The sequence below is a fragment of the Streptosporangium sp. G11 genome (assembly GCF_051192615.1).
Lineage (GTDB): Bacteria > Actinomycetota > Actinomycetes > Streptosporangiales > Streptosporangiaceae > Streptosporangium.
The window spans coordinates 1-2,326 of record NZ_JBPJUQ010000239.1; the positions used below are offsets into that span (position 1 = coordinate 1).

The 2,326-nt window shown below is 63.3% G+C and carries 1 protein-coding gene; it reads right to left on the reverse strand.

All coding sequences use genetic code 11. From position 1 onward, the window contains the following. Window positions 1-2,076: 2,076 nt before the first annotated feature. Entirely contained in the window at window positions 2,077-2,220 is a 144-nt protein-coding gene (locus ACSDR0_RS50155; protein ID WP_435296055.1) for a hypothetical protein, read from the reverse strand. Window positions 2,221-2,326 lie beyond the last annotated feature (106 nt).

A 2,326-nucleotide genomic window follows, 5' to 3' on the forward strand; every position in this document is an offset into this window, starting at 1 on the left:
TCACCCAGCACCGCCCAGTTCATACCTCGAAATTGCCTGGTGTCGGCATTGGCCGGCGGCGCGGAGACGACGAGGCTTGTCACTGTGGTGAGCGCGGTCACCACAAGGGCGATCAGTAACCGGCGCAACGACCGAGTGCTCCGCGATGGTCCTGATGAGTGACCATCAGGTGCCGTGATCAGTGCCATGAAATGTCCAATCACTAGATCTGAATTCCTGGGTCGGGCCCTCGGCCGGCGTGACGACCGGGTCGTTCTGGTTCAGGGGCATCCAGATGGGGCCATCGGAGTTCACCGCCAGGTGGAGGGCGTGGTCGTCACCGGACCGGTTCGGCGACTCTTCGAAGCAGCCCATGACATGGACCGAATACGTGGCCGCCGACGCTGACGGCGCCGCGGCGATGTGGACGACACTGCCCAGCACGGCCGTCGACTACGTGACGGTGGCGACGATCTTTTGACGCAGGGACACCGCGGGCATCCTTTCCGGGAATCGGTGAGGAGACGGCGAGGGGCGACGTCACAGCTGCGCACTCGCGGCGAGGCCTCAGGGACAAGGGGTGGCATCGACGGGCGCACGAAGAGCTGTTAACGCTAACATTTATGCACGAACCTCGTCCCTACGAGCTTGGCAATGGGGCGATTGATTCCCAATGAAGGGCCGACGGTCGGGTCGCATTCATGTTTCTATTGCATTTCCGCAAAGTGTCAGGGTTCGCAGGCGGGATGTCAACATCTCGCTACAGGAAATTCGTCTCCATGCAGTCGACATCCTGCGGCGGTGGCGATGGCGTGTAGTGCCGATCTCGGGCCACAGGCTGTCATATCGCCTGTTCAGCCCTCTTCGATGCTTGGCAGTCGGCGGCCTGGGGCATCATGCCGACCCTCGGGCCACGGGCCGGAAGGTCCAGTGCGGTCGATGACAGCGGGTATTGACCGCACTCATGTGAACGCGCACACTGGTGTGATGTCGATCTAGCCCGCCACCCTGTCGCGGTTACGGACTGCGCTTCACACATTGGGACCTGCATTATTATCGCGTTCCAATAGTCATCCTGGTTACGTTAACGCTGACGCAATCGCGGCAATGGTGCCGCCTGCGACTTTGTGCCGACGATTCGCGTGGCATCGCTTTCCGCGTCGCCCGGCCCGCCCGACCATGCCCGGCCCCTGAAGGTCGCCATCGCCGAAGGTGGCCGCGCCCCGGCATTTCCCTTCGTCGCTCGGATCGGGGGCGTCACACGGATTCGGCCACTGCCCTGTTGTTCCCCGCTACGGGCCGCCGCGACGGACCCACGAGCGGTCTGGTGCGCCCCTGGTCTTGTGGAGGCGGTTTCCTGGATTCTTGTGCCACTCGTTGAGAGGAGAGTGGCATGGGACGGCGTGGCCATCCGTCGGAGTTCCGGCGCAAGGTGCTGGATCTCGTTGAGGCGGGCCGAGAGGTCGCCGCTACCTCAAGCACTACCAAGGTCACGTCGGCATCGACGCCACCGCCATCCCCACCTGGGCCACCCCCCTCGCCAACAGAGGCCTGGCCTCGACCGAGATCACCACAGGCTGGCACCACAGCGCCGGCAACGACCGGCCCACCTTCGGCTACAGCGCCACCGCACGAGCCGAAATCAACCCGCCCAGCGACCACAGAACCTCGGAAACGAAGAAATCCCGCCCGATCAGTCGATCGGACGGGATCTCGTCAACCGTTCATGAGCTAACTCAAGAACAGCCCCTGGTGGGATGTTCACGAGTAGGGCTGGCCAGGAGTGTGAGAGGGGTTGAGAAGATCGCTTCCCGAGGAAACCATGATCGTTTCCCGCAATCCGTGGAAGCCCTGTCTCCGAAGGAGATCGAGTAGCACCCCGCCCTCCAACCGCAACGCGGTCGTGCCGAGGATGGGGTGGGCAGCTTGGTTCCACGCAAGCGCACGAGTCGTGCTCATCGACTACGCCGATCTCCGCAGGTTCCTCAACCCCAAAGGTGCGGGCGATGCCGGATGAGGTGACGCTGATGCACCCAGGCCCTACGCGGTGATGTGTACGTGGCTGTGTACATCTACCCGTACGCCGACACATCCATATCAGCTTGTGGCGAGTGCTTCGCGGCGGATCCACTGGAGCAAGGTGGGGTTGCCGACGGTGGTGATGACGCCGACGGTGGTACGGAGGCAGCGGTCGTCGTCCAGCAGGGCCAGCATGCTCGCGGCTAGGTGTACTGACCACAAAGGTTGAGTACACCTGGCCCGTGTCACCGGGTCGCGTCCTCGGAGCGGTGTAAAAGGCTCGACGAGGTAGGTGCCGTGGGTTGATCTTAGGCGGCCTCGGTCGTGG